General features: G+C 65.0%; 17 protein-coding genes. 12 read left to right on the top strand and 5 right to left on the bottom strand.

Features of this window, described 5'->3' with window-relative positions; genetic code table 11:
- Positions 1 to 41 precede the first annotated feature (41 nt).
- The 5 genes from BLR85_RS17875 (at position 42) to BLR85_RS17855 (ending at position 7,470) form a co-directional block, all read left to right on the top strand.
- Positions 42 to 1,049 (top strand): AAA family ATPase, encoded by a 1,008-nt coding sequence (locus BLR85_RS17875; RefSeq protein WP_093159682.1) that lies wholly within the window; start codon positions 42 to 44, stop codon positions 1,047 to 1,049.
- Positions 1,046 to 1,939, top strand: a complete 894-nt coding sequence (locus BLR85_RS17870; RefSeq protein ID WP_244520774.1) for a DUF58 domain-containing protein — start codon at positions 1,046 to 1,048, stop codon at positions 1,937 to 1,939. Before BLR85_RS17875 ends, BLR85_RS17870 begins: the two co-directional genes overlap by 4 nt.
- Positions 1,939 to 4,710: a DUF4159 domain-containing protein gene (locus BLR85_RS17865; protein WP_093159678.1), complete on the top strand. Its 2,772-nt coding sequence runs from the start codon at positions 1,939 to 1,941 to the stop codon at positions 4,708 to 4,710. The genes BLR85_RS17870 and BLR85_RS17865 overlap by 1 nt, the downstream gene beginning before the upstream one ends.
- A complete protein-coding gene (locus tag BLR85_RS17860; protein WP_093159727.1) occupies positions 4,710 to 6,785 on the top strand; it encodes a hypothetical protein in 2,076 nt (691 codons plus the stop codon). The genes BLR85_RS17865 and BLR85_RS17860 overlap by 1 nt, the downstream gene beginning before the upstream one ends.
- A gap of 109 nt (positions 6,786 to 6,894) precedes the next feature.
- Positions 6,895 to 7,470, top strand: a complete 576-nt coding sequence (locus BLR85_RS17855) for a VPLPA-CTERM sorting domain-containing protein (RefSeq protein WP_093159672.1) — start codon at positions 6,895 to 6,897, stop codon at positions 7,468 to 7,470.
- Here BLR85_RS17855 and BLR85_RS17850 read toward each other — a convergent pair.
- Together BLR85_RS17850 and BLR85_RS17845 are read right to left on the bottom strand one after the other, a co-directional pair.
- Positions 7,454 to 7,813, bottom strand: a complete 360-nt coding sequence (locus tag BLR85_RS17850) for a hypothetical protein (RefSeq protein ID WP_093159667.1) — start codon at positions 7,811 to 7,813, stop codon at positions 7,454 to 7,456. The two genes, BLR85_RS17855 and BLR85_RS17850, sit on opposite strands and share 17 nt — an antisense overlap.
- 47 nt (positions 7,814 to 7,860) lie before the next feature.
- The gene (locus tag BLR85_RS17845; protein ID WP_093159662.1) at positions 7,861 to 8,562 is read right to left on the bottom strand and encodes a DUF599 domain-containing protein; all 702 of its coding nucleotides are present in this window, start codon (positions 8,560 to 8,562) and stop codon (positions 7,861 to 7,863) included.
- 82 nt (positions 8,563 to 8,644) lie between these two features.
- On the opposite strand from BLR85_RS17845, the gene BLR85_RS17840 reads away from it, so the two are divergent.
- From BLR85_RS17840 to glcF, 3 genes are all read left to right on the top strand, one after another.
- Complete coding sequence (locus BLR85_RS17840; RefSeq protein WP_093159658.1) at positions 8,645 to 10,084, top strand: FAD-linked oxidase C-terminal domain-containing protein; 1,440 nt, start codon at positions 8,645 to 8,647, stop codon at positions 10,082 to 10,084.
- 106 nt (positions 10,085 to 10,190) lie between these two features.
- Positions 10,191 to 11,318: an FAD-binding protein gene (locus tag BLR85_RS17835; protein WP_093159722.1), complete on the top strand. Its 1,128-nt coding sequence runs from the start codon at positions 10,191 to 10,193 to the stop codon at positions 11,316 to 11,318.
- Between the two features lie 62 nt (positions 11,319 to 11,380).
- Positions 11,381 to 12,676, top strand: a complete 1,296-nt coding sequence (gene glcF / locus BLR85_RS17830) for a glycolate oxidase subunit GlcF (RefSeq protein WP_093159653.1) — start codon at positions 11,381 to 11,383, stop codon at positions 12,674 to 12,676.
- A 25-nt stretch (positions 12,677 to 12,701) separates the two neighbouring features.
- On the opposite strand, the gene BLR85_RS17825 is transcribed toward glcF, so the two are convergent.
- Positions 12,702 to 13,370, bottom strand: coding sequence for a FadR/GntR family transcriptional regulator (locus tag BLR85_RS17825; RefSeq protein ID WP_170844621.1), 669 nt, complete (start codon positions 13,368 to 13,370; stop codon positions 12,702 to 12,704).
- 538 nt (positions 13,371 to 13,908) lie between these two features.
- Between BLR85_RS17825 and BLR85_RS29205 the strand changes: the two genes are divergently transcribed.
- The 4 genes from BLR85_RS29205 to BLR85_RS17810 all read left to right on the top strand — a co-directional run bounded on the left by BLR85_RS29205 (position 13,909) and on the right by BLR85_RS17810 (position 17,675).
- On the top strand, positions 13,909 to 14,073 hold the full coding sequence (locus BLR85_RS29205; protein WP_170844620.1) for a hypothetical protein: 165 nt from the start codon (positions 13,909 to 13,911) through the stop codon (positions 14,071 to 14,073).
- A gap of 118 nt (positions 14,074 to 14,191) precedes the next feature.
- Positions 14,192 to 15,979 carry an IlvD/Edd family dehydratase gene (locus BLR85_RS17820; protein ID WP_425284490.1) on the top strand — a complete coding sequence of 596 codons (1,788 nt, stop codon included), beginning with the start codon at positions 14,192 to 14,194 and terminating at the stop codon, positions 15,977 to 15,979.
- A 137-nt stretch (positions 15,980 to 16,116) separates the two neighbouring features.
- A complete protein-coding gene (locus BLR85_RS17815) occupies positions 16,117 to 17,262 on the top strand; it encodes an alpha-hydroxy acid oxidase (RefSeq protein WP_093159717.1) in 1,146 nt (381 codons plus the stop codon).
- 62 nt (positions 17,263 to 17,324) lie between these two features.
- A complete protein-coding gene (locus BLR85_RS17810) occupies positions 17,325 to 17,675 on the top strand; it encodes an H-type lectin domain-containing protein (protein WP_093159639.1) in 351 nt (116 codons plus the stop codon).
- Between the two features lie 99 nt (positions 17,676 to 17,774).
- Here the strand turns inward: BLR85_RS17810 and BLR85_RS17805 are convergent, their stop codons facing one another.
- Together BLR85_RS17805 and BLR85_RS17800 are read right to left on the bottom strand one after the other, a co-directional pair.
- Positions 17,775 to 18,788: a ribose-phosphate pyrophosphokinase gene (locus BLR85_RS17805; RefSeq protein ID WP_170844619.1), complete on the bottom strand. Its 1,014-nt coding sequence runs from the start codon at positions 18,786 to 18,788 to the stop codon at positions 17,775 to 17,777.
- A 134-nt stretch (positions 18,789 to 18,922) separates the two neighbouring features.
- A complete protein-coding gene (locus BLR85_RS17800; protein ID WP_093159634.1) occupies positions 18,923 to 20,422 on the bottom strand; it encodes a hypothetical protein in 1,500 nt (499 codons plus the stop codon).
- Positions 20,423 to 20,482: the final 60 nt, after the last annotated feature.

The following is a 20,482-nucleotide window of genomic DNA, read 5'->3' as shown; positions in this document are numbered from 1 at the left end:
TGCCTTACTGGTCGCGACGTATTTGCCCGAGGAACCGTGTCATGTCCGAACCTAGCGAACTTGTTGCCGAAATCGAAGCCCTCGGTGGAAAACTGGCTGAAGCGCGGGAATCGATCACGCGGCGGTTCATCGGCCAGGAACGGGTGGTGGATCTCGTCCTTTCGGCGCTCCTGTGCGGCGGACACGGGCTTTTGATCGGCCTTCCGGGGCTGGGAAAAACCCGTCTCGTGGACACGCTGGGAACGGTGATGGGGCTGAACACCAACCGGATCCAGTTCACGCCCGACCTGATGCCGGCGGACATTCTCGGCTCCGAAGTGCTGGAGACCGGCGAGGGAGGCCGGCGCGATTTTCGCTTCATCGAGGGGCCGGTCTTCTGCCAGCTTCTGATGGCCGACGAGATCAACCGCGCCAGCCCGCGGACGCAATCGGCCCTGCTGCAGGCGATGCAGGAGAAAGAGGTAACGATTGCCGGCGAGCACCGCGCGCTCGGAGCGCCCTTCCACGTGCTGGCCACGCAGAACCCGATCGAACAGGAGGGTACCTATCCGCTGCCCGAAGCGCAGCTCGACCGTTTCCTCGTGCAGATCGACGTGCCCTATCCGGATCGCAAGACGGAGCATGAGATCCTGCTGGCCACGACCGGCATCGAAGAGGCGCAGAGCCACGCCGTCTTTACGCCCGAGGAGCTTCTGGCGGCGCAGGTTGTGCTGCGCCGGATGCCGGTGGGCGAGAAGGTCGTCGAACTAATCCTTGATCTCGTGCGCGCCTTCCGCCCCGGTGAGCCGGGTGTGCCCGAAGAGGTGACGCGCAATGTCAGCTGGGGGCCGGGGCCGCGCGCCGCGCAGGGGCTGATGCTGACAGTCCGCGCGAGGGCGCTGCTTGATGGCCGGCTGGCGCCGTCGCCCGAGGACGTGGTGCAGATGGCCGAGCCGGTGCTGCTGCACCGCATGGCATTGACCTTTGCCGCCCGGGCGCGCGGCGAGAGCCTTGGCCATCTCATCCATTCCGTCGCCGAACAGGTCAGCCATATCGAGGTTGCCGCGTGAGCATTGGCCCGACAGCGCAGGCAGGTCCGCAATTGCGAACGCGGGCCGAGGGGCTGGCAAGTGTGCTGCCGCCGCTGTTGGTGCAGGCCGAGCACCTGGCCTCGACCGTGCTGCTGGGGGCGCATGGGCGCCGCCGCGCGGGGATGGGCGACGAGTTCTGGCAATACCGGCCCATCGCGCAAGGTGACGAGGCGCGCGAGATCGACTGGCGGCGTTCGGCGAAATCCGACGTGCATTTCATCCGTCAGAAGGAATGGCAGGCCGCGCAGAGCGTCGTGATCTGGGTCGATGGGTCCCGTTCGATGAGCTACACGGGCGACCGGGATCGAGCGACCAAGTCGGATCGTGCCCGGCTGCTTGCGCTGGCGCTCTCTGTGCTGCTGGTGCGGGCCGGCGAGCGGATCGGACTTGCCAATCTCGGAACGCCGCCGCGGTCGGGACAGGTACAACTCGTGCGCCTTGCCGAGGCGCTGACCGGCGAGCTTTCACAGGAGGATTACGGCATCCCGCAGACGCCCGGGCTGCCCGCCCATGCCCGCGCCGTGTTCCTGTCGGATTTCATGGGCGACATGGACGCGGTGGAGGCCGCTCTGGCCAAGGCCGCGGATCGGGGCGTGCACGGGATGCTGTTCCAGATCCTCGATCCGGTGGAGGAGACGTTCCCCTTCGATGGCCGGACGATCTTCGAGAGCATGGGCGGCACCGTTTCGCACGAGACCCTGAAGGCCGGGGAGTTGAAAGATCGCTACCTGGAGCGCCTGGCCGGACGCAAGGACCGGCTGGATCGCCTCGCGCGGCTCTCCGGCTGGCTCTATCAATGTCATCATACCGGTGACAGCGCCCAATCGGCGCTGCTCTGGCTCTACGCGGCGCTGGAGCGCAGCGGCTGATGTGGATGCTCGGGCCCATAGGTTTTACCGCGCCCCTGCTGCTCTTGGGGCTTCTGGCGCTGCCGATCCTGTGGATCCTGCTGCGGGCCGTGCCGCCTGCGCCGATCCGGCGGCGGTTTCCGGGCGTAGCGCTGCTGCTGGGGCTCAGCGACGAGGAAACCCAGACCGACCGGACGCCGTGGTGGCTGCTGCTTCTGCGGATGCTGGCGGCAGCGCTGGTGATCCTCGGCTTTGCCGGTCCGGTGCTGAACCCGCAGATCGACGAGCCGGGTTCCGGACCATTGCTGGTTCTTGTCGATGGCGGCTGGGCCGACGCGGGCGACTGGGCCCGGCGGCGGGACCGGATCGAGGCCGCGCTGGAGGAAGCCGGGCGGGCCGGACGGCCTGTCGCGTTGGTGCAGCGCAGCGATCTTTCGCCGGTGGCGACGGAATTCCTGTCGGCGGATCGCTGGGCCAATCGCCTCGCAGGTCTGCATCCTCAGCCGTGGTTGCCCGATCCGGAGGATCAGGCCGGCTGGATCGCGGCCCTCGGGTCGGAGCGGTTCGACACCTTCTGGTTGTCCTCCGGGTTGGAGGACGAAGGCCGCGCCCCGCTGCTCGAAGCGCTGGAAGCGCGCGGAACAGTCCGGGTTCTGGAAAACGGCCGTCCCGTGCTGGCGCTGAAGCCGGCGATTTACGAGGATGGGCTGGTGCGCCTGTCCGCGCTTCGGCTCGGCAGCGGGCCGGAGATGGAAGTGGACCTCGCCGCGGTCGGGCTGGACCCGGCAGGGGTGGAACGCCAACTCGCCACGGTGCCGCTGACCTTTGGGGCCGGTGAAGCCGGGGCCGAGGTCGAGCTGTCCCTGCCGCCGGAGCTGCGCAACCGGGTCACGCGTTTCGAGATCGTCGCTCAGCGCTCGGCCGGGGCAGTGACGCTCACCGATGACAGCCTGAAGCGGCGCGAGGTGGCGCTGATCGCCGGGCGGGAGGACCGCGAGGGGTTGGAGCTACTTTCGCCGCTGCATTATCTGGAGCAGGCGCTGGCGCCCACGGCAGACCTCGTCGACGGTGACATTGCCGACCTGCTCCTTGCAAACCCGGACGCCATCATTCTGGCCGATGTCGCCCGCCTCGCGCCTGCTGAGAGTGACGGGCTGGTCGACTGGGTCGAGGCAGGGGGCTTGCTGGTGCGATTTGCCGGTCCGCGACTGGCCGGCTCCGATGTGAGCCGCAACGAGTTGGACCCGCTGATGCCGGTGCGCCTGCGCGAAGGCGGGCGCTCGGTGGGCGGTGCGATGAGCTGGGGCGAGCCGAAGGGCCTGCGCCCCTTCAGGGAAGACTCGCCCTTCTTCGGCCTCGACATTCCCTCCGAGGTGGTCGTCAACTCGCAGGTCATGGCGCAACCCGATCCCGAGCTTTCCGAACGTGTCATCGCCGCGCTGGCCGATGGCACGCCGCTGGTCACGCGCAAGCGGATGGGCGACGGGCAGGTCGTGCTGTTCCACGTCACTGCGAACACCGAATGGTCCACGCTGCCGCTCTCCGGCCTTTTCGTGCAGATGCTGGAGCGGTTGGCCATTTCCACCCGCCCTTCCGCGCCCGATGCGGCAGAGCTGGTGGGCACGACGTGGACGGCGGACCGGGTTCTTGACGGGTATGGCCGCGTGGAACTGGCCGAGACGCTGGCCGGGGTTCCGGGCGAGCGGCTGGCCGAGGGCCGGCTGACGCGCGAGATGCCGCCGGGGCTCTATGCCAGCGGCGACCGTCGGGTTGCGTTGAACGTGATTGGGCCGGAGGCCGTGCTGAAACCCGCCCAATGGCCTGCGCGGATTGCCGTGGAGGGCCTGCAGGTTGCCCGCGAAACGCCGCTCAAGGGGCAGGCTCTTGTGGCGGCCCTGGCGCTGCTCTGGCTCGACCTGATGCTCTCGCTCTGGCTCTCTGGGCGCTTGCGTCAGCTGCGGGGCGGTGCCGTTGCCCTTCTGGCACTGTCGCTCCTGATCGTCCCCGGTGGCCGGGCCAAAGCGCAGCAGGGCGATGACGCGCTGGCACTTCTTGCCACCAACGAGGTCGTGCTTGCCCATGTGATTACCAATGATCGTCAGACAGACCAGATCGCCGCTGCCGGACTTCGCGGTCTGTCGGAAACGCTCTACGGACGGACGTCGATCGAGCCAGTCGATCCGGTGGCGGTGGACCTGGAGACCGACGAGCTTGCTTTCTTCCCTTTCCTCTACTGGCCGATCTCGCTCGACCAGCCGATCCCCTCGGCAGTCGCCTACGGCAAGCTGAACCGTTACCTGCGCTCGGGCGGGATGATCCTGTTCGACACGCGCGACGCCGATATCGGCGGCTTCGGCTCAGGCACCCCGGCAGGCCGCAAGCTGCAACAACTCGCCCGCCCGCTCGACGTTCCGCCGCTGGAGCCGTTTCCGCAGGACCACGTCCTCACCCGCACCTTTTACCTGCTGCAGGATTTCCCCGGCCGTTTCGTCAGCCGCGATGTCTGGGTCGAGGCAGCGCCTCTGGACGCGGAAAAGGTCGAGGGGATGCCGTTCCGCAACCTCAATGACGGGGTGACGCCCGTGGTGATCGGCGGCAATGACTGGGCGGCTGCCTGGGCGGTCGACGAGCGCGGCAACACGATGTTCCCAGTTGGCCGGGGCTTCTCCGGCGAACGGCAGCGCGAACTGGCGCTGCGCTTCGGCGTGAACCTGATCATGCATGTGCTGACCGGCAACTACAAATCCGACCAGGTCCATGTGCCGGATCTGCTCGACAGGTTGGGCCAATGATGCGCGCCGCCGATATCTTGTTCGACCCGCTTCTGCCATGGATGGCGATCTGGATCGCCTGTGCCCTCTCGGCGCTGCTGGTCGGGCTGGCGCTCTGGCGCGGCGGGCGCGGTTGGTGGCTGCGCGGGCTGGCCGCCATCGCGCTGCTGGTGGCGATTGCGAACCCGTCTTACCAGGTCGAGCAGCGCGAGCCGCTCTCCGATTTCGTGTTGATGGTGGTGGACCGGACCGCTTCGCAACAGATCGGCGCGCGTGCCGAGCAGACCGACGCTGCGATTGCCCGCGTCACCGAGGCCGTGGCCGCGCTGCCCGATACCGAGCTGCGGCAGGTGATCCTTCGCGACGGCGATGACAATGCCGGCTCACTCGCCATGAGCGCGCTGGCCGAGCTTGCCGCCGAGCAGCCGCGGGCGCGCATCGCGGGCGCTGTGCTGGTGAGCGACGGGCTCGTCCATGACATAGCGCGCGCCCCGGATCTGCCCGCGCCGCTGCATCTGCTCATGACCGGGCAGGAAGAGGATTGGGACCGTCGCCTGACGATCAAATCGGCGCCGGCCTTTGCCATCGTCGGCGAGGAGGTGACGCTGACCCTGCGCATCGAGAATAGCGGCGCGGTGCCGGAAGGCGCCGGGGGGCTTGTCACGCTGATGGTGGGCGTCGGTGCCGAGGAGCCCTTCCCGGTGCAGGTGCCGGTGGGGCAGGATCTCGACATGCCGCTGACGCTCTCGCATGGCGGCATGAACGTGGTGCGGCTGGAAGTGGACGCCGCCGAGGGCGAGCTGACCGACCGCAACAACGCCGCCGTGGTGCAGATCAACGGCGTTCGCGACCGGCTGCGGGTGCTGCTGGTCTCGGGCGAGCCGCATGCGGGCGAGCGGACATGGCGCAACCTGCTGAAATCCGACAGCTCGGTGGATCTCGTCCATTTCACCATCCTGCGCCCGCCGGAAAAGCAGGACGGGGTGCCGGTGACCGAACTGTCGCTCATCGCCTTTCCCACGCGCGAGCTGTTCCTGGAGAAGATCGACGAGTTCGACCTGATCATCTTTGATCGCTACAAGCGGCGCGGTATCCTGCCGATGATCTATCTCGACAACGTGCGGAACTATGTCGAGCGCGGGGGCGCGATCCTCGTCGCGGCGGGGCCGGATTTCGCCACCGCCGACAGTCTCTACCGCTCCCCGCTCTCCGAGATCCTGCCCGCCATGCCGACCTCGCGCGTCATCGAGCAGGGCTACCGCCCGCAGATCACCGAGACCGGCAACAAGCATCCGGTGACGGAAGGGCTGGACCGGCTGTTCCCATCGGTCGAAGATTCCGGGGAACCGGGCTGGGGCCGCTGGTTCCGGTTGGTGGAGCTGGAGCCGGAGCGCGGGCAGGTGGTGCTCTCGGGCATCGAGGAGCGCCCACTACTGGTGCTGGATCGCGTCGGCGAGGGGCGCGTTGCGCTGCTTGGGTCCGATCACGCCTGGCTCTGGTCGCGCGGTTTCGAAGGCGGCGGGCCGCAGATGGAACTGCTGCGGCGGCTGGCGCACTGGACGATGAAGGAGCCAGACTTGGAGGAGGAGGCGCTCACCGCGACGGCCGAGGGGTTGGATGTGACGCTGACGCGCCGTACTTTGGGCGAAACACCAGAGGCGGTCGAAGTGACGGCACCGGATGGACAGGTGCAGGTCGTGCCTCTGACGGAGGCTGCACCGGGGCGCTACACGGGCCGATTCAGTGGCGAGGAACCGGGGCTCTACCGGTTGGTCGAAGGCGAGTTGACCGGTGTCGTGGCGCTCGGTCCGGCGGCGCCGAAGGAATTCGAGCAGACCATTGCCAGCGCCGAACCGCTGGCCGATATGCTCGCCGCGCGCCGTGGCGGCGCTGTCCGGATAGAGGAAGGGCTGCCCCGGATCCGGCAGGTGCGCGAGGGCCGCACGGCGGCCGGGCGTGGCTGGATCGGGATCACGCCGCGCGGTGCCTACCAGACAGCGGACGTGACCATCATCCCGCTGGTCGCGCCGCTTCTGTTCCTGTTGCTGTCGATCGGGCTGATGCTCGGCGCATGGCTGCGCGAGGGACGCCGCTGATCGGCCCGCGAATGACCCCTAAAGCAGCCTGGGCGCGACATGTTTGCGTCGGATTTGGCGCTTAGTTCAACCTGCAAAAGTCGCGTAGATTTTTTCAGGTTCCGTTGTGATGTTGAGAGAGATCTGTCTGGCGCTGTCGCTGTTTGCCGTTTCGGCCCTGCCGTGCAATGGCGCCGTGGTCCAGTGTACCGCCGAGGATGGCGGAAACGACCACTGGTACGAGTATATCTATGCGTGGGTCACGCATGAGGACTCGCAGGACTTGGCGGCCGCCTCTACCTATGACGACATGACGGGGTATCTCGTCACCATCACCTCGCAGGAAGAACAGGATTTCGTCGATTCCCTCGCCACGGCCAGTTACCAGGTGGGCGGCGGGCAGAACGCGGATGGCAACTGGGGCTGGCTGGACGGGCCGGAGGCCGGCGAGGAGATCGGGGTGAGCGGCTGGGAAAACTTCCCTGTTGGCGAACCCGATAATTCCAGCCATTGGGCCGATTACATTCTTTCGCCGATGTGGAGCGACGAGTGGCGCACCACGAATGGCTATGTTGCCACCTATGTCATCGAGTATTCCGCCGCAGCCGTGCCGCTGCCCGCGTCGGCTTTCCTGCTGGGCGGGGGGCTCGGGGTCATGGCATTTGCCGGACGCCGTCGGCGCCGGAGCGTCAGCGCGGCAGCCTGAAGCCCTGCGGCTTGCCGGACCAGCCCTCGGGCGAGGTGCTGGCCTCGATGCGCACCTTTGCAATCGTGTCCGGGATCGCCACCCCGGAGAGGGAGCGGGTGAAGGGTTGTTCATTGACATGTGGATGGGCCAGCACGCGGGTGCCGAGCACCGATCCGTCAGGCGCCAGCACGCGCCACCCATCGGCGTAATCGTCCCAGCCGGTATCCCCGTGACGCAGCGTGACCGAGAAATGCCAGCCATTTGACATCGCGCGCGCCTCGACGGCTTCGATCACGGCCGGGTCGGCCATGACGGGAGTGGCGGCGAGAAATGCGAGCAGCGGTGATGCGAACCGTTTCATGGCACCATCCTGCCACGGGGCCGGCCAGCCGTGCGGTCACGATGCTGTCAGCCATCCTCGCGCATCAGCAGCGCGCGGCTGTGGGAGGCAAATTCGCGACGCCAGATCATGGCGGTCACCGCCAGCGTGCCGAGGATCAGTGGAAGGGCGCCCGCCAGCCAGGCGGTTGCCCCAAGCGCGTAATAGACTGAGCGCATACCGCGGTTGAAGCTGCGCGCGGCGCGGGAATTCAGTTCCGCCGCGCGTGCCGCGCGGGGATAGGTAATGGGGTTTTCGGGATCGTTTGGCACGGATGCCATGAGCACCCCGCAATAGCCGAATTGCCGGTGCGCCCAGACGAAGGCGAGAAACGCGCTCACGAGGTAGAGGAGTATCGGCAGAAGCTTGATCTCCCACAGGATCGCGGGGGCCTGGTTGTTGCTCACGAGTTCCCCGGCGACGTCGCTCAATGGTTGCGGATTGGCAATGAGGGCCAGGCCAGCGCCGATGGCGATCATGCAGGAGGAGGCAAAAAAGGTCGTTCCCTGCCGAAGCGTCGACAGGATGGACGCGTCGAAGATGCGGGGCTGGCGGGTGACGAATTCCCGCATCCAGTCTTCGCGATAGGCCAGCATCATGTTGGAAACCGAGCGCGCGCCGCCCATGGGATGCTCGATTCTCCAGCCGATGCCATACCAGCACAGGACGAGCAGGGTGAGGCCGGCTATGTCGAGCCAGGAGAGAAGGGCGAGTCCGTCAAGCAATGTCATGGCGCGACACTAGCGCCGAAATCCTTCCTTGCCAGCCGCAAAAATTGGTTCTATTTCCTTACCAATTATGGGGAGGACAAGCATGGACATGCCGGTGCCCAATCAGCGCGTGCTTGCGCGCAAGGACCATATCGTGAACCGGTTGTGGGCGGTCCTTTCGGACGGCGCGGTGATTTCGGAAATCGCCGAGACGCGGGCCTATGAATGCGATGCGCTCACAGCCTATAAATGCCCGCCCCTGGCGGCGGTCCTGCCTGCTTCCACGGCGGAAGTGTCTGCGGTTCTGAAGATCTGCCACGAGGAGGGCGTGCCGGTTGTGCCGCGCGGCGCGGGCACCTCGCTTGCCGGTGGAGCGCTGCCGACGGCGGATAGTGTCATTCTCGGGGTGGCCCGGATGACAGAGGTGCTGGAGGTCGACTACGCGAACCGCTTCATCCGGGTGCAGACCGGGCGGACCAATCTCAGCGTCTCTGCGGCGGTGGAAGAGGAGGATTTCTTCTATGCGCCCGACCCGTCCAGCCAGCTTGCCTGTGCGATTGCCGGCAATGTGGCGATGAATTCGGGCGGGGCGCATTGCCTGAAATATGGGGTGACGACCAATAACCTGCTTGGTGTGACCATGGTGTTGATGGATGGAAGCGTGGTCGAGATCGGCGGGGCGCATCTCGATGCCGACGGCTATGATCTTCTGGGGCTTGTGTGTGGCTCCGAGGGGCAGCTTGGCGTCGTCACCGAAGCGACGCTGCGCATCCTGCGCAAGCCCGAGGGCGCGCGGCCGGTGCTGATGGGGTTCGACAACAACGAAGTGGCCGGGCAATGCGTGTCCGACATCATCCGCGCGGGCGTGCTGCCGGTGGCGATCGAGTTCATGGACAGGCCCTGTATCCGCGCGACGGAGGCCTTTGCCAAGGCAGGCTACCCGGATTGCGAGGCGCTGTTGATTGTCGAGGTCGAGGGCTCGGCGGCGGAGATCGACGAGCAGCTGGGCAAGATCCTGGAGATCGCGCGCCAGCATAACCCGGTGGAATTGCGCGAAAGCGGTTCGGACGAAGAATCGGCGCGGATCTGGCTGGGGCGGAAATCGGCTTTTGGCGCCATGGGGCAGATCAACGATTACATGTGCCTCGACGGGACGATCCCGGTCTCTTCCCTGCCGATGGTGCTGCGGCGGATCGGCGAGTTGAGCCGGGAGTTCGGCCTGGATGTGGGCAACGTCTTTCATGCTGGCGATGGCAATATGCATCCGCTGATCCTGTTCGATGCCAACAAGCCGGGGGACCTGGAGTTGTGCGAGGCCATGGGGGCGGAGATCCTGAAGCTCTGTGTCGAGGCAGGCGGGTGCCTGACGGGCGAGCATGGCGTTGGCGTGGAGAAGCGGGATCTGATGGTTCACCAATTCGCGCCCGAGGATCTGGAGATACAGATGGCGGTGAAGGATGTGTTCGACCCGAAATGGCTGTTGAATCCGGCCAAGGTGTTTCCGCTGGCGGCTTCCGAGCCGCGCCGGGGGGATGCGGCGTGAGGGCGCTTGGCGGTGGCAGGGGGCTGTCTGCCCCCTCTTTGCCTGACGGCAAATTCACCCCGGAGGATACTTGGGAACAGTTGATGACAGGGTTTGGCGCGAGATGTTGAGGCCGGAGAGTGAAGCCGAACTGGCAGAAGCCGTTCGGAGCGCGGAGGGACCGCTGGCGGTATGCGGCGGTGGCACGCGGCCCATGGGGCGACTGGTGGCCGGGCAGGCGTTGACGGTCTGGGGGATGTCGGGGATCACGCTTTATGAACCGGGCGCGCTGACGCTCGTGGCCAAGGCAGGCACGCCGGTTGAGACGGTGGATGAGGCCCTGCGCGCCGAGGGGCAGCGGTTGGCATTCGAGCCGATGGATCACCGCGTGCTGCTTGGCACGGACGGGGTGCCGACCTTGGGCGGGGTGGTTGCGGCCAACGTGTCCGGGCCGCGGCGGATCCAGGCAGGGGCCTGTCGGGACAGCCTGTTGGGGGTGCGTTTCGTCGATGGCAACGGCACGGTTCTGAAGAATGGCGGGCGGGTGATGAAGAATGTCACCGGCTATGATTTGGTCAAGCTGATGGCGGGCAGCTTCGGCACGCTCGGGGTGTTGAGCGAGGTGAGTTTCAAGGTTCTGCCGGCACCGGAGACGGCGGCCTGTCTTCGGTTGGAAGGGCTGGAGGTGGCGCGCGCCGTGGATGCGATGTCGCTCGCCCTGGGCTCGCCCTTCGAGGTGACGGGCGCGGCGTATCTGCCAGCCGAGGGCGGGAAAGAGGCGACAACGTTGATCCGCATCGAGGGGTTCGATGCATCGGTGGCCTATCGCACGGATCGGTTGCGCGAAGTTCTGGAGTCGTTTGGAGAGCTTTCGGTCGTGACGGACCCGGAAGAAGTCGCTTTGATCTGGCGGGATGTTCGCGATGTGACGCGGCTGTCTGCCGGGGATGGCGTGGTCTGGCGAATTTCCGTGAAACCCACGGATGCGCCGGCGGTGATCGCGGCCCTGCCAGATGCCGATTTTCAGCTTGATTGGGGCGGGGGGCTGATCTGGGCGCGATTGGATACGCAGTTCGATCTGCGAGCAGCGCTTCGCGGGATTGCCGGTCATGCGACCCTTGTGCGCGCGCCCTTGGAACGGCGCGCCTGTGGCGGGATTTTCGCGCCGCAATCGGCGCCGCTGGCGGCACTGGCCGAAGGGTTGCGGGCGCGGTTCGATCCGCGCGGGATCCTGAACCCGGGGCTGATGCTGTGAGGTGCCGGGGCGAATGCCCGGGCGCGTGCCTGATGACGAAGAAAGCGACAGGGTAGGGCGGGATGCAGACGAATTTCACCGAGGCGCAATTGCAGGATCCCGGCATCGCGCGGGCGAACGAGATCCTGCGCTCCTGCGTGCATTGCGGCTTCTGCACGGCGACCTGCCCGAGCTACCAGGTGCTGGGCGACGAGCTGGATAGCCCGCGCGGGCGGATCTACCTGATCAAGGACATGCTGGAGAATGACCGGCCCGCGGATGCGCATACCGTCAAGCATATCGACCGCTGCCTGAGCTGTTTGGCCTGCATGACGACCTGCCCCTCGGGTGTGCATTACATGCACCTGGTCGATCATGCGCGCGAACACATCGAGAAGACGTACAAACGCCCGTTCACGGACCGGGTGCTGCGGTCATTGCTGGCGCGCATCCTGCCATATCCGGGGCGCTTCCGGCTGGCGATGCTGGGCGCGAAGATTGGCCGTCCCTTCCGGCGACTGATGCCCGATGCGCGGCTCCGCGCGATGCTGGAGATGGCGCCGAAGCGCATTCCGCCGGTCAGCCGCAATGACGATCCGCAGGTGTTCGCGTCGAGGGGCGAACGGCGGATGCGGGTGGCGTTGATGACGGGCTGCGCGCAGAGGGCGCTGAACACGGATATCAACGATGCCACGATCCGGCTGCTGCGGCGGTTGGGGTGTGAGGTTGTCGTGGCCGAGGGGCAGGGCTGCTGCGGGGCGGTGACCCATCACATGGGCAAGACCGATCAGGCGCATGGCACGGCAGCGAAGAATATCGAGGCCTGGTGGGCGGAGATGCAACGTGATGGGCTCGATGCCATCGTCATCAACACATCCGGCTGCGGCACGACGGTCAAGGATTACGGCTTCATGTTCCGAAACGACCCGCTGGCCGAGAAGGCGGCGGCGGTCAGCGCGATTGCGCGCGACGTTTCGGAAGTGCTGATGGAACTGGGGGTCGAGGCAGAGCCGCCAGAGACGCTGCGGGTGGCCTACCACTCCGCCTGCTCTTTGCAGCATGGCCAACAGATCAAGACCCATCCCAAGACCCTGCTGAAACAGGTGGGGTTCGAGGTGGTGGAGCCGTCCGATCCGCACCTGTGTTGCGGGTCCGCGGGGACTTACAACCTTATGCAGCCGGAAATTTCGGCCGAGCTCAAGGCGCGCAAGATAAGGACCCTGAAGGCCAAGCAGCCGGACGTGATCGCGGCGGGCAATATCGGCTGCATGATGCAGATCGGCAGCGGGGCGGGCGTGCCGGTGGTGCACACGGTCGAGTTGCTGGATTGGGCGACGGGCGGGCCGAAGCCGCGCGCGATGGATCCGATGGCGTTCTGAAGCAAGGCGTCCCCGGGCGAGACCGTTACTTCACCCCGGCGCGCAGGAGGGTCATGAAGGAGCTGTCGAAATGCTCCGACATGGCGGCCTCGGCCTTTTCGACATCCTGTTCCACCACGGCCTTCGCAATACGCTCGTGACAGCGGATATTCTCGACCCGGTTCTCGTAATTGCCGCGCGCCCGCCAGCCGATATTCCATGTCTGGCGGGTGATAACGCGGAAACTGTCGACGAAGATCGAGTAGAGCGGGTTGCCAGAGGCGCGGGCAATGATCTCGTGAAAGAGAATGTCCAACTCCATCACGGTCTCGGACTCGCTGCGTTTGGCGGCCGCCATCATCCCGTCGATGGTTTCGAGCAGCGCACGCGCATCATCTTCGCTGCGATGGAGCGCGGCAAGCCCGACCGTGCGCATCTCGATCGTGCGCCGCGCGTCCTGGATCTGGACCACGGAAACCTGTCGCGTGTGAACTGTGTGATCAATGATAACGCTGAGCGCTTCGGCGGACGGGCCGGCGACGCGTGCCCGACGACCATTGCCGACCTCGATGATGCGAAGCGCGGCCAGACCGCGCAGGGCCTCGCGCGCGACGGTGCGGGACACATCCAGCTGAGTCGAAATCTCCGCCTCCGGCGGCATAACGTCTCCGGGCTTCAACCCGTTGCCATAAATGTATTTTCTTATGTCCAGCATCGTTCTTTCGACGAGGCTTGGCGATTCTGTCGTATCAAATGGCGTCGATTGTAGGATTGATCTGTGCATCGGGTACCTTGAAAGGTAGCAAAATTGTTCTTCTTTTTATAGCGGGCTTGTCTTATCAAACAATCCAAGAAAGCGTGGTTCGAGTCGTTTTCCCGGTTTAAAACGGTGACGGGAGGTCCTTTGGAGGGGCTGAACGTGATGCGCCGGGAGGGCGGAGTCGCTTGCACTGCCGGAATTCGGGACTTCGGGACGTGAGCAGGTCACGACATGCTCCAGGTCCATGTTGGAACCGGAAAAGGCTTCTATGGTCTCGGAGGAGGAGATCGCAATTCCGCAATTGGCGCGGTGCCTGTTCATGGTTTCCCTGCCAGCGGATTGCCGGACACGCCTCCGTGCCGGTTGGGTTGCAATTTGCAGTCATCCGAACCGGTCGTGCCATGGGAACCGATCCGCTTGAATGCGCTGTATGCCACGGCTGAAACCGGCGTTCTTTCCTGAGGGCTGGTTGTTTTGAAAAATGAGGAAAAACATGAGCTTGAAGCTGTCCGCCCTCTCCCTCAAGACCGCGCAACTGCGTGCGAAGGGGCGTGGCGTGATCGCTGCTCCGTTCGAGCTAACATCTGATGAAACAGGCCATGTTGCGTGGCTGGCAACCCGTGCCGATCACGGCATCAGCGGTGCGCTCCGAGCATAATGGCGGCTGTCCTCGATATCCCTTCTCTTACCCTCAGGCAGGCAATGTCCTGCCGGGGTCTTAACCTTCCCCGGGAATCCGTTCCGTCCCGAACGGAGCGACCTCGCAAAGCAAGGAAATCCGCATGAAACTTCGTTCCCAAGAATGGTTCGACAATGCCGAAGATCCCGGATCGACGGCGATCTACCTTGAACGCTACCTGAACTTCGGCCACACCCGCGAAGAACTGCAATCTGGCAAGCCGATCATCGGTATCGCCCAGACCGGTTCCGATCTCAGCCCCTGCAACCGTCATCACATCGAGTTGGCCAAACGGGTCCGCGATGGCATCGTTGCCGCGGGCGGTATCTGCTTCGAATTCCCGGTTCACCCGATCCAGGAAACCGGCAAACGCCCGACCGCGGCGCTGGACCGCAACCTGGCCTATCTCGGCCTGGTCGAGACGCTTTATGGGTACCCACTGGACGGCGTGGTTCTCACCATCGGGTGCGACAAGACCACCCCGGCGCTACTCATGGCCGCCGCCACGGTGAACATTCCCGCCATTGCCCTCTCGGTTGGCCCGATGCTGAACGGCTATCACAAGGGCAACCGCGCCGGCTCGGGCAGTGTGATCTGGGATGGCCGGGAGATGCTGGCACGTGGCGAGATCGACTATGACGAGTTCATGGAAATGGCCGCGAACTCGGCGCCCTCGGTTGGGTATTGCAACACGATGGGGACGGCCTCGACCATGAACAGCCTGGCCGAAGCGCTCGGCATGCAGCTTCCCGGCTCCGCCTCCATCCCCGCGCCCTATCGCGAACGCGGCCAAATCTCCTATGAGACCGGCAAGCGGATCGTCGAAATGGTGCATGAGGACCTGAAGCCCTCCGACGTGATGACGCGCGCCGCTTTCGAGAACGCCATCGTCGTGAACTCGGCCATTGGCGGCTCGACCAACGCGCCGATCCACCTCAACGCCATCGCGCGGCACCTCGGGTTGGAGCTGAGCAATGACGACTGGCAGAAATTCGGCCACAAGATTCCGCTGCTGACCAACGTCCAGCCGGCCGGTGCATATCTGAGCGAGGATTTCCACCGCGCGGGCGGCATTCCGGCGATCTTCTCGGAGCTGATGGGGGCAGGCGTGTTGCCGAACCCGGATGCCGTGACCGTTTCGGGCAAGCCGGTCTCCGAGATCTATGCGAATGCCGAGGTGGCCAACGAGGATGTCATCCGCCGCTTCGCCGCGCCTCTCAAGGAGGCGGCTGGTTTCGTCAATCTCAAGGGCAATCTGTTTGACAGCGCGATCATGAAGACTTCGGTGATCTCTGGCGATTTCCGCGCCCGCTACCTGTCCAACCCGGACGATCCGGACGCCTTCGAGGGCCGGGCCATCGTCTTTGACGGACCGGAGCAGTATCACGAGACGATCGACGATCCCGCGCTCAATATCGACGAGTTCTGCATCCTCGTTATCCGTGGCGCGGGCCCGATCGGCTATCCAGGCGGTGCCGAGGTGGTGAACATGCAGCCGCCCGCGGCGCTGTTGAAGCGCGGCATCGCGGCGCTTCCCTGCATCGGCGATGGACGGCAATCGGGCACATCCGGCAGCCCGTCGATCCTAAACGCGGCCCCCGAAGCGGCTGCGATGGGCGGGCTGGCGCTGGTGCAGAACGGTGACCGGCTGCGGATTGATCTCAAGAACGGTTCCGCCAATATCCTGATCTCCGACGAGGAACTGGCTGCCCGCCGCGCGGCGCTGCAGGCCGCGGGTGGCTACCAGTATCCCGATCACCAGACCCCCTGGCAGGAGATCCAGCGTTCCATCGTGGATCAGTTCGACGAGGGCATGGTCCTCAAGCCGGCGGTCAAGTACCAGAAAGTCGCCCAGACCAAGGGCATGCCGCGCAACAGCCACTAAAACCGATGCGCCGGGGCCGTTTCCGTCGGCCCCGGCGCTTTCCCTGCCTGTCTTTCCATGTTTGAAGCATTGTCACATTGGAAAGCATGGCCGACCGGCGTAAAGGCGTGTCACGCTAAATGGTCGGACCAAAAACGATGTCTCTCGAAACCCGCTATCCCTCGATTCCCTATCTCGCAGCCCGCGCAAGACAGCGTGTTCCCTTCTTTGCGTGGGAATACCTTGCCAGTGGAACGGGCTCGGAACGGCTTGTTCCGCGCAACCGGGAAGCGCTCGATGCGGTGGAACTCGTGCCGCGGGTGCTGAAGGGACGTCTCACGCCGGATCTGGAGACAAAAATCTTCGGCCGCAGCTACAGCGTGCCCTTTGGGGCGGGGCCGGTTGGCCTGTCGGGGCTGATGTGGCCGGGAACAGAGCGTTTTATCGCGCGCTCGGCGGCGGAAAAACGGTTCCCCTATGGTCTGTCCATGGTTGCAAACGAAGCGCCGGAGACCATCGGGCCGATGGCCGATGGCAATGGCTGGTACCAACTCTACACGCCGGTGGACCCCGAGATCCGCGCCGATATCATCAAGCGCGCCTGGGAGAGCGGTTTCGGAACGCTCTTGGTGACGGTGGATGTGCCCGTAGGCAGCCGTCGCGAGCGCCAGCTGGTGGCTGGGGTTTCAGTGCCGCCCCAGTTCACACCGCAGACCTTCTGGCGGGCGGCCATCCGGCCGCGCTGGTCGCTCGAAACGCTCACCAACGGGATCCCGCGTTTCAGGACGCTGGAGAAATATTTCGACAAGAGCACCTTTGCGGGCGCGGCCCGTTTCGTCGGCAAGGTCGTCGATGGTCGCCCGGATTGGGAGATGCTGCGCCAGATGCGCGACCTGTGGCCCGGCGCCTTCGTGGTCAAGGGGATCCTGCACCCCGAGGATGCGCGGCTGGCGGTGGAGGCAGGCGTTGACGGCATCGTCGTCTCCAACCATGGCGGTCGGCAGTTCGATGCCGCGCCCGCTTCCATTGATGCGCTGCCCGAGATTGCCCGCGTCGTCGGGGGGCGCGCGAAAATTCTCTTCGACAGCGGCATCGAGGGCGGGCTGGATATCATACGGGCGCTGTCGCTCGGGGCCGATTTCTGCCTGCTAGGCCGGGCCTTCCTCTATGCCACCGGCGCGCTTGGCTCGAAGGGGCCGAACCATGCGTATGACATCCTCAAGGCGGACCTTGAGGCGAACATGGTGCAGCTGGGGATCGAGAAACCCTCGGAGTTGAAACCGGACTGGGCGGTGCAGCCATAGTGTCAGGGAAATCGCTACGATCCGCTTGCATGGCCTGACCGATGCCGAAATAGTCCCGCTCCATGAAGAGATTGCAGAACCATCTTATTGGTGTTGAGCAGGGCGAAACCCTGCTGTTTTCCGATTTTCAGAACAACGGCCCCATGTGGGCCGATGAGGGAGAGCGTTGCGTTATCCGGCAGGTGCGGTTCTCCGAACCTTACCGCAAGGCACCGAACGTGCAGGTTGCGCTGTCAATGTGGGATATCCATTCGGACAGGAATTCTCGCATTGAGATCGCGGCGGAAGCGATCACGGCGGAGGGGTTCGAGCTTGTGTTTCGAACCTGGGGCGATACCCAGGTTGCCCGCGCCCGGGCGAACTGGTTGGCGATCGGCGAGTTGCCGCATGAGGATGACTGGGACATTCCCTGATGCGGCCCGCGACTGTGCGCCCCGCCAATTACAAAGGCCCGGCAAATGCCGGGCCTTTGTCATGTTCAGATCAGGCGTGACAGCCCGGACGAAGGCGCCTCAGTAGGTGCCTTCGTAGATTGCGGCGAGCGACTCGTGATCGAAGAGCGAGGAGACAGAGGTGCCGTTCCAGATATTCAGGATGGCCTGCGCGAACATGGGCGCGGTCGGCACGATCCGGATGTTCCTGGCCTTCTTGACCGGTTCCGTCGCTTCTATGGAATCGGTGATCACCAACGATTTCATCGAGGAATTGGTAATCCGTTCGACAGCGGGGCCGCTCAGAACGCCGTGGGTGATGTAGGAATGGACCTCCTTTGCCCCGGCCTGGAGCAGCACGTCCGCTGCCTTGCAGAGGGTGCCGGCGGTGTCGCAGATGTCGTCCACGATGATACAGGTCTGGCCCTGCACGTCACCGATCACGGTCATCTCGGCCACTTCGCCGGCCTTCTCGCGCCGCTTGTCGACGATGGCCAGCGCGCAGCCGATCCGCTTGGCAAGCTCGCGCGCGCGGCCCACGCCGCCCACGTCGGGCGAGATCACCGTCACCTTGTCGAGCTTCTTGCCGAACTTGTGCTGGATATCGAGCGAAAAGATCGGCGAGGCATAGAGGTTGTCCACCGGGATGTCGAAGAAGCCCTGGATCTGGGTGGCGTGCAGATCCATGGTCAGTACCCGCTCGATGCCGGAGGCGGCGATCATGTTGGCCACCAGCTTGGCCGAGATCGGCGTGCGGGCCTTGGCGCGGCGATCCTGGCGGGCATAGCCGAAATAGGGAATCACGGCAGTGATGCGCTGGGCCGAGGAGCGGCGCAGCGCGTCGGCCATGATCAGCAGCTCCATAAGGTTGTCATTGGCCGGGTTCGAGGTCGGCTGGATGATGAACATGTCCTCGCCGCGGACATTCTCGTACACCTCGACGAAGATTTCCTGATCGTTGAACCGCTCCACGCGGGCATCGACAAGTCCTACGGACATGCCGCGGCTCATGGAAACGCGCCGGGAGATTGCCTGGGCAAGCGGCAGGTTGGCATTGCCGGCAATCAGTTTCGGCTGGCTCTGGTGGGGTATCATTCGGTTCGCTCCGGAGTGCACGGAATCATGACAGGTATGTGACGGGTTCCGCCTAACCCATGGGCGACGAAATTTAAACACTCCCTTTTGTCAGCATTCGCCGCATTGCGGCGCTGTTGCACAGGCCTGGACGCTCAGGGGGCGCAAACCTCGTTGGCCTCGCCCCAATACGCCAGTACCCAATCGTCGAACCTGTACAGGCAGCGCGGCTCGGGGGCGCCCTCCTGCAGTGCCTCGTCGAGCCCGTCCTGCTGGAAATAGGCAAAACTGTTCTGCCCGCTCTCGAGCGCGTCGGTCAGGCGGGACAGCGTGAAGGAGCGCGGCCACATCCGGTCAAGCTCCGGGCGGTCGAAATGATGCGGCCAGAGTTCGAGGATCAGTTCGCTCCTGACACCGCCGGTCTTGTCGATCAGCAGGCTGACCGTTTCCGGCGGTACCCGGTTGATGATCTCGGCCACCGGTTCCAGCGAGCGGTCGCGGGGTGCGCCGGGTTGCGTGGCCTTGAAATAACCGGAGAAGGCGAAGAGCAGCATCAGCGGCGCGATTGCCAGCCAACTCCAGCGCGTGCGCGCCCGGGCTGCGGCCATGCCGGTTCCGGCCAGCGCGAGCAGGGCGATCCAGGGCGGCAGGAAATAGCGTGCGACCAGTACGCTGGTCCAGATGCTGACGCAGAGCAGGATCAGCGTGTAGCCGGCCATCAGGCAGGCGGGGGCGATCAGGGCGGGGCGGTATCGGATCCGGGCGAGGCCGAGGACAAGGAAGGCCACGAACAGCGCCGAGCCCGCCCAGATGAGCGGCATGTTCGCCGCCTGCGGTCCTCCCAGTCGCGCGATACCCTCCGCAAGCCCGCCATCGGAGAGCATCGAGGACCAGAGTCGGCCCAGCCCGTCGAGGCCCAGCGGGTTGTATTTCTCGGCCCAGTAGCCATCGACCTGGCGGGCGATATGCGGCCCGCTCATGGCGAAATAGGCCAGGACCGACACGACGGCGGGTACCTTCAGGGCTTTCTTCCAGCGCTTGAGGAAGGCCTTGTCGCGGCGCGTCCTTGGCAGGGCAAAGGGCAGCAGGGCCGTGGCGAGGAACGCGAAGATCCCGGCCGTGATCGTCAGGCTGGCCATGGAGAAGCCGAAGCCGAAGAGGCGCCTCTGGCGGCGTGTGGCCACCGCTCCCTCGCGTCCCAGCGTTGCCAGAAGGCCGATCGCGCCGGCAAGGCCAATGCTGACAAAGAAGATCAGCAAACCATAGGGTCGGGCGTTCTGTGCCCAGTGGATCGCCACGGGAGACCACGCATAGAGAAAGCCGAAGAAGAGCGCCGCTGGCCGGCCCACATGAAGCGCCAGCGCGCCGGCGACGATCCCGGCCCCGAGGGCGTCAAATACCGAGGATGCTGCGCGCATGGCGGCGACATCGGCCCCCGGAATGCCAAAAGCCTTCATCAGCGCGTAATAGAGCGGCGAGTGGCCCCGGCTGATCCTGTCGGCAGCCAGCCCATACCATTCGCGCGAGATCGCGAACTGGGAATAGACCTCGTCGAGCCAGGGCTCGCGCAGACCGACGCCCAGCAGGCGGATTGCCAGCGCAAGGGCGAAGGTGGCAAGGGCCACGAAAAGAGCGTTACGGGTGTTTGCGGCCATGATCTGCTGTCCGATGTGCTGGCGTCAGCGGCATTATGCGGCCCGTGACGTGACTGCCGA

This window comes from Aliiruegeria lutimaris (assembly GCF_900099935.1).
Taxonomy (GTDB): domain Bacteria; phylum Pseudomonadota; class Alphaproteobacteria; order Rhodobacterales; family Rhodobacteraceae; genus Tropicimonas; species Tropicimonas lutimaris.
Note: the sequence above shows the minus strand (reverse complement) of the source record. Positions and strands in the feature narration are given on the sequence as shown.

Coding starts and splice junctions, on each gene's coding strand:
- BLR85_RS17865 (WP_093159678.1), top strand. CDS start 1,939: ATGTGGATGCTCGGGCCCATAGGTTTTACCGCGCCCCTGCTGCTCTTG.
- BLR85_RS17810 (WP_093159639.1), top strand. CDS start 17,325: ATGAAGAGATTGCAGAACCATCTTATTGGTGTTGAGCAGGGCGAAACC.
- BLR85_RS29205 (WP_170844620.1), top strand. CDS start 13,909: ATGAGCTTGAAGCTGTCCGCCCTCTCCCTCAAGACCGCGCAACTGCGT.
- BLR85_RS17825 (WP_170844621.1), bottom strand. CDS start 13,370: ATGCTGGACATAAGAAAATACATTTATGGCAACGGGTTGAAGCCCGGA.
- BLR85_RS17860 (WP_093159727.1), top strand. CDS start 4,710: ATGCGCGCCGCCGATATCTTGTTCGACCCGCTTCTGCCATGGATGGCG.
- BLR85_RS17855 (WP_093159672.1), top strand. CDS start 6,895: ATGTTGAGAGAGATCTGTCTGGCGCTGTCGCTGTTTGCCGTTTCGGCC.
- BLR85_RS17845 (WP_093159662.1), bottom strand. CDS start 8,562: ATGACATTGCTTGACGGACTCGCCCTTCTCTCCTGGCTCGACATAGCC.
- BLR85_RS17805 (WP_170844619.1), bottom strand. CDS start 18,788: ATGATACCCCACCAGAGCCAGCCGAAACTGATTGCCGGCAATGCCAAC.
- BLR85_RS17850 (WP_093159667.1), bottom strand. CDS start 7,813: ATGAAACGGTTCGCATCACCGCTGCTCGCATTTCTCGCCGCCACTCCC.
- BLR85_RS17875 (WP_093159682.1), top strand. CDS start 42: ATGTCCGAACCTAGCGAACTTGTTGCCGAAATCGAAGCCCTCGGTGGA.
- glcF (WP_093159653.1), top strand. CDS start 11,381: ATGCAGACGAATTTCACCGAGGCGCAATTGCAGGATCCCGGCATCGCG.
- BLR85_RS17800 (WP_093159634.1), bottom strand. CDS start 20,422: ATGGCCGCAAACACCCGTAACGCTCTTTTCGTGGCCCTTGCCACCTTC.
- BLR85_RS17840 (WP_093159658.1), top strand. CDS start 8,645: ATGGACATGCCGGTGCCCAATCAGCGCGTGCTTGCGCGCAAGGACCAT.
- BLR85_RS17815 (WP_093159717.1), top strand. CDS start 16,117: ATGTCTCTCGAAACCCGCTATCCCTCGATTCCCTATCTCGCAGCCCGC.